Source organism: Prosthecobacter sp. Pr1, from assembly GCF_057652315.1.
In genome coordinates this window covers 1-6,039 of sequence record NZ_JBYFBS010000044.1, presented here as the reverse complement: position 1 = coordinate 6,039, position 6,039 = coordinate 1, and the positions used below count along the sequence as shown (strand labels likewise).

The window sequence follows — 6,039 nt, the reverse complement described above, 5'->3', positions numbered from 1 at the left end:
TTTGGAAAACACCCCGCCGCAGGAAATATTGCCCCTCATCTCCCGCCTCTGGCCGCACAGTGCTGGCGCCGATGCCACACACACCGCACTGCGCCACGCCATGGCCCGGCGCACGCACCAGATCCTCAACACCCATTTGAAATCCCACCCGCTGGACGAGCCCCTGCGCAAAGCCCTGCACCCCCTCGCCACCCAGCTTGCCACAGACCCCGCCCCTGACTGCGCCACCGCCCTGCGCGCTGTGCAGTCCGCGCTGAAGGCGGGTGAAAAGTAAGATGACAAGCATGGCCGGATGCATTGCATCGCCCCCGTGCTCCAGCCAGCCTGCGGCATAGCCTTCCCAATTCCATGAACCTCGCCATTCAGAAGCCCCTCCTCCGCCATCTTCTCCTGGCCTTGCTCCTCGGCATGGGCGGTGTCCAGCTCATGCGTGGGCAGGCCGCCAGAGAAATGACTGAGCAGGAAATCAAAGCGCGTGCCGAGATCTGGCGCCTCGCCACCAGCAGCAGCATGGCTGACAGACGCTCCGCCGTGGAGCAGCTCGCTGACACGTACATGGACTACGCGCTGCTATGGCAGCTCATGAACGACCCCGCCCCCGGCGTGCGGCTGATGGCCATCGGCGCCATGACCTCGGAGTCCTGCACCGCGCACGCAGACCGGCCGCTCTCCGCAGAGCTGGCGCAGAAGATGGCCGCCATGCTGGAGGAGGAGGTCACGCCAGAGCGCATCCGCGCCGCGTTTCAGCCGGGACATGTGAAAGACCACGAGTCCGGCCTGATCATCACTGCCGCAGAGACGCTGAACCAGCTTTATCTTTATGAGCCCCTGCAGCAGAGCCCGGCCGCCTACGCAGGCTGGCAGCGCCGTGTGCTGATGCCGCTCCTCCTCGCCGCCGCCGGTGCTCAGCGCCCTTTTTCAGAACAGCTCCATGCCTGCATGATGAACGTGCTGCGGCTGCTCAGAGATCCCGCACTCCTCAGCGAGGCCCTGCCGGTGATGATGCAAAAGCTCGACGCCCCGGACATCCCGTCACCCGTCCTGCTTGAGACGCTGCGGGTGCTGTGGTCCTACCACGATCTGCTGAGTCATGACAGGCCCCTGCATCTCCTGCTCCTCACGCACATCGCCCCCCGCCTGCACTCGCTGCGCACCCGCATCCTGGACCCCATGAAGGAAGGGCAGGACAAGGAGCAGGCCGCCCTGCTCCTCGGCTATTACGCGGAGGCCGTTCAGACGGCGGGAAAAAAGCTGCCTGCGCCGCCACCGCAGACAAAGCCGCAGGCCGCACCTCCTTCCCTGCCAGCACCCGCTACCGCAGAGCCCGGAGAAACTCCGAAGCCACCGCCTGCCCTGCCGCCGCTTTCCCCGCAGGAGCAGCAGCAGCGGAGCGCCGAGCTCCTGCGCCTGACCACCAGCAAAGCGCCGCAGGACCGCATCTCCGCCGCAGATGAAATGGTGTCCGGCGGCATCGACCCAGACCTGTACCGCAAGCTCCTGCACGATCCCGCGCACGAGGTGAGCGAAGGAGCCATGGAAGCGCTCGTGGATGCGTGCCACGAAAAGCCCTGCCTCATCCCGCTGGAGGAGGCGCGCAAGATGGCCGCGCTGCTGGAGCCGGAGGTGACCGAGGAGCGCATCACCCCCCTCTATGACGGCGAAGGCAAAGACGCGCAGGAGGCAGAGCACCGCATTCACATGACCTGCCGCGCCGCGCTGTCGCTGAACCAGCTTTACCAGCAGTACGCCCTCCTGCCCAGCCCGGCCTCCTACGGCCACTGGCAGGAGGAGGTGCTGCGCTCCCTGGTCATCCGCATGGCAAGCGACTACCGGAACCCCACAGGCAAAAACGACGAACTCGTCCTGGAGGTGCTCCACGCCATCAGCGACCCCGCCGCCCTTCTGCACACCGTGGACCTCCTGCACGCGTATCCCAATCTGGACGACATCCCCGCCACACGTCAGCTCTATTACCTCGAAGAACTCTGGGCCCACCCGCAGCTCGGAGAAGGCAGACCCATGAACCTCGTCCTCCTCCAGCAGCTCGCCCCCGTCTGGGAACCCGTGCGCGACCACGTCCTGCGCAACATCCGTGACAAAGACCGCCCCGACCTCAAAGCCGCTGAACTGCTGGCGCGCATGGATGCCGCCTTTGCCCACGCCCGCCACCAGCTCACCCTGCGACCCGCAGCGAAGTGAGCATACTGGCCTGACTGCAGCCACACCAGGAAACCAGCGGAGTCATGTCGCGCACGCATTTCACGCAGCGCCGGCCGCGGCCTTGAGCCGCTGACGCCGCACATCCCTCCATGATCACCACTCGCACTTCATGATAAATCATTTCATACCATCTTTTGGTATTATTTAACTTGCATCCAAAAATCCAGGCCCAAGACTTTCCCCATGGCCTTCATCTTCTCCACCTCCCACCTTCCTGAATCCCTTGTCCGCCGCCCTGACCACCTTGAAGACGAGGAGGAAGACGACGTCATGCAGCCCATGCCCCGCGCCGGCGGCGTCCGCGCCTTCAGCCACCTGCCCCAGCCCGTGCGTGCCCAGGCAGACTTCTCAGACCCGCTCTCCACACGCCCCGCCATTCCCGTCGGACGCCCACGACCGCATGCCGAACCGGAGGATCAGGATGACCCACCACCGCCCGAGGCAGAAGCCTACCCCTACCACGATGACGCCCCCGAATCTGACACCGGATCTCACGAACCAGAAGACAGCCGACCATGGTATATGCCGCGCCTTTCCGCCAAGGATCTGCCCGCGCCGCCCCCTGATGAAGATGCACCCGGCGCCGGCGTGAATCGTCCCGGCCCCAAAGCATGGGGAACCCCCGCCCAAGACGCCTCCACCGAAAAGGCCCCCGCTCAAGGCAACAGGCCTGCCCTGCCCTATGGCCGCCTCTTTGAAAGACGCCTGACGCCCGGCTTCCAAACCGCCGCGACCGGCCGGCCTCAAGATTTGACCGGCAAGGCTGAGCTCCACGATCTTGTTGATCGCACTCAAGGCGGGCCATCCTCACCTCCGCCATTCCAGACCCTCGCTGCCGCGAGCCAGTCACCTGGCAATCCGCAGATCCCGCTCATGCAGCCCGATGCTTCAGGCAGGAAAGATCCTCTGGCGCCGCCTCCGCCCAGGAAAGACACACCCAAGCCAGACACAGGCGGCAAGAGCGACACGAAGACACCGCCGCCACAGCAGAAACCAAATTTCACCCCGGCACCCCCAGCCCAATCAAGCCCGCCCGCCCCTTCGACCACCGGACCTCAAAACGGACGGTCAAACATGACGGTGGATGATGACAAAAACACGCCATTCGCAGCGACGGTCCGCTCAGCCATGGAGCGGGAGCTGAAAGACTCTCCCTCATCTGCGGCCCTGCTCAATGCCGTCAAGGGGCTGCCCAACAAGATCAAAATCGTGCCGAAGATTGCAGGCCAGGCAAACACCACCCTGCAAGCGGACGGCACCATCGTCATCAGCGTGAATACGCGCGACATGACAGGCGCCACCATGTCCCACGAGCTTGCCCATGCCATCCAGCAGGCGGTGTATTACAACACACTCAAAGAGCTGGCCAAAAAAGGAGAAGACCCGAAGAAGAAGGAGACGATCGACAAGGCCGTCCAGGCGGGAAGAGATGCGCTGCATCAAGTCCTGCCATTGCAAAACAAGAGCGATCAAGGTCAGGAATTCAAAGAAAATGAAGCCATGCGCGGGGGACACCTCGTCAATGCCGAGCACACGGCAGCCGAGATCGGGGCCAGGATCGGCGAAAATTCCACCCTGTCTCCGGATGAGATTGCCGAAATGTTTTGGCTGGAGCAAAAGAAGAAGGAAGACTCCAAGCACATCAACAATGGATTGATCATCCCCAAAGGCACCAAATATGGTGACTACGATTTCGGCCCCGTGCTGAAGTCTCTGGGGCATGGCGTCACGCGGGAGCATCTGGATAAAGCGAGAAAGAAAGTCATTCCCAACGGCTGGTGAGCAGCCGCAGCGCAGGTGGCGCCAGTTTGAGATTGCAAACCATCCGCTTCTTATCAGCATCCAGCAGCATGGGCCACCCCACCACCCTTCAGACGCGCGCAGCACTGCGCGGCGGCTTCATCGCACTGGCCTCGCTGGCCGGCATGCACCTCACAGCCCTGGCATCTGAACCCATGCCGCGAATGCCGCCGGAAAAGCAGCCCGCCACATGGCAGCAGGCCGGCATCGAGGCGGCGCTGACAGATCCTGACTTTGTGGTGCAGTATCACGCGCTGGACTACTGCCTGCGCAAGAAGTGGGTGGCGCAGCTTCACTTCCCCACCGCGCAGTGGCTGAAGTGGCTGGGGCACGAGAATCTGGAAGTGAAGGCGCTGGCGGCGGAGGCGGCCGGACAACTCGGCGCGCAGATGCCGGCGGAGGTGCAGCGCGCGCTCGCCAGCCTGCGCAAGCCCCTGGACGCAGACACCCAGGTGCGGCAGGCCGCCACCCGGGGACTGCTGCCACTGGGCGCTGGCATGATCCCCGAAGTGCAGCTGGAACTGGTGGCCGCCCTCGACGAAGCCCCCCTGGACTATGAGCTCCATCTGCAGATCTGCCAGGCACTGGGCCAGACCGGCGCGGCCATGGCACCCGCCACACTGGACGCGCTGCTGGCCCTGGTGAAAGACCCGCAGACAGCCGCAGGCACAGGCATCTATGCCGCGAAGGCCCTGGCCCATCTGGGGCCGCACATGCCGCCGCAGGTGCGGGAGCTCATGCTGGGCCTGCTGGGAAACGCCCGCGCGGACATCACTCTGCGCAGCACCGCCGCAGAGGCCCTGGGCCGCCTCGGGCCGCAGATGCCGCCGGAGGTGCGGCAGGCGCTGCTGGCCGCGTATGCCGGGACGCCGCCTGCAAAGACTGACGAGGATGCCAGAAAATACCACGCCCTGTTTGACCAGCAGGTGGCGGAGGCGCTGGGCCTGCCCCCGGATTTTCAGCAGGCGCTGCTGGACCGCTTTCTCAAATCCGCGCACGCCCCGCAGCCACCGCAGCCGCAAGACTTCGGATCCACGCCAGAAAGCGACCTCCCTGGCGCTGAGCTGCGCATCCTGGCAAAAGCAGGCGCGCATGCCAGCCCCGCAGTGCACCACTCACTCCTCGCCGAATTCCAAAGCACCACCGCCAGCGACGCCACGCGGGAGAGCATCGCCGGGTGTTTCTTTCAGCCGCTCGCAGAGCGCGGCGAACTGCCGCCAGAAGTGCAGCGCGTGCTGCTGGCCTGCGTGCAGGATGAAAAAGCCATCCTCCAGGCGCGGAGACTCGCCGCAGAGACGCTCGGGCATCTGGGTGCAGGCATCAGCCCGGAGTCAAAGCAGGCGCTGCTCCTGCTGCTGCAAAACAAGGACCTGGAACACAGCCTGCGCTTCGGCGTACTGCTGGCCATGGAGCAGCTGGGCCCGCACATGCCTCCCGAGGCAGGGCCGGTGCTGGTGGGCATTGTCGAAAGGAACACCGTCGTCGGCAGGGCTCGTTCCTCCGCCCCAGATCCTTCTCAGCCCGTTGTCGCACCGACTCCGGGCAAAGACCCTTTTGGGCCCAGCCCCACGCCTTCCCCAGCAGCGCCACCTCCACCTGCCACAGATCCTTTTGGGCCCAGCGCAGCATCTCCCGCCGCCGTCGCACCTCCCGCAGCCGCAGCGAATTCAGTCTCTCCACCCGCCCCCACAGCAGAGAGTCCACCAGCCCCCGCCGCAAACACCGACGGCATGCCGGACGAGTTCCCGATCGAGCACGCCGTACCCGCCCTCGGAAACCTCGGGGAAAAGATGCCCCCTGAGGCGCAGACCGCGCTGCTCGGCGTCATCCTGCATCAGGCAGGCACGCGCCAGACGCCCTGGGACGCCGCCTATGCCCTGGCGCAAATGGGAGACAAACTCCCGCTGCACATGCAGCAGCTCCTCGTCGCCCTGCTGCACCAGCCAGAGCCGGACTTCGCCCTCCGCCTTGCCATCTACAGGACGCTCGCTGTTTCCGGCCTTCATCCCATCACAGACG

At 64.9% G+C, this 6,039-nt stretch carries 4 protein-coding genes; all 4 read left to right on the top strand.

Going from position 1 to position 6,039, the window contains the following annotated elements:
* On the top strand, nt 1–274 hold a 274-nt coding region (locus AC24GY_RS29290), incomplete at its 5' end, for a hypothetical protein (RefSeq protein ID WP_487690383.1).
* Between the two features lie 74 nt (nt 275–348).
* The gene (locus AC24GY_RS29285; RefSeq protein WP_487690381.1) at nt 349–2,199 is read left to right on the top strand and encodes a hypothetical protein; all 1,851 of its coding nucleotides are present in this window, start codon (nt 349–351) and stop codon (nt 2,197–2,199) included.
* Between the two features lie 204 nt (nt 2,200–2,403).
* Complete coding sequence (locus AC24GY_RS29280; RefSeq protein WP_487690379.1) at nt 2,404–4,002, top strand: hypothetical protein; 1,599 nt, start codon at nt 2,404–2,406, stop codon at nt 4,000–4,002.
* 68 nt (nt 4,003–4,070) lie between these two features.
* Nucleotides 4,071–6,039 (top strand): HEAT repeat domain-containing protein (locus AC24GY_RS29275; RefSeq protein ID WP_487690376.1); only part of this gene is annotated, 1,969 nt, incomplete at its 3' end.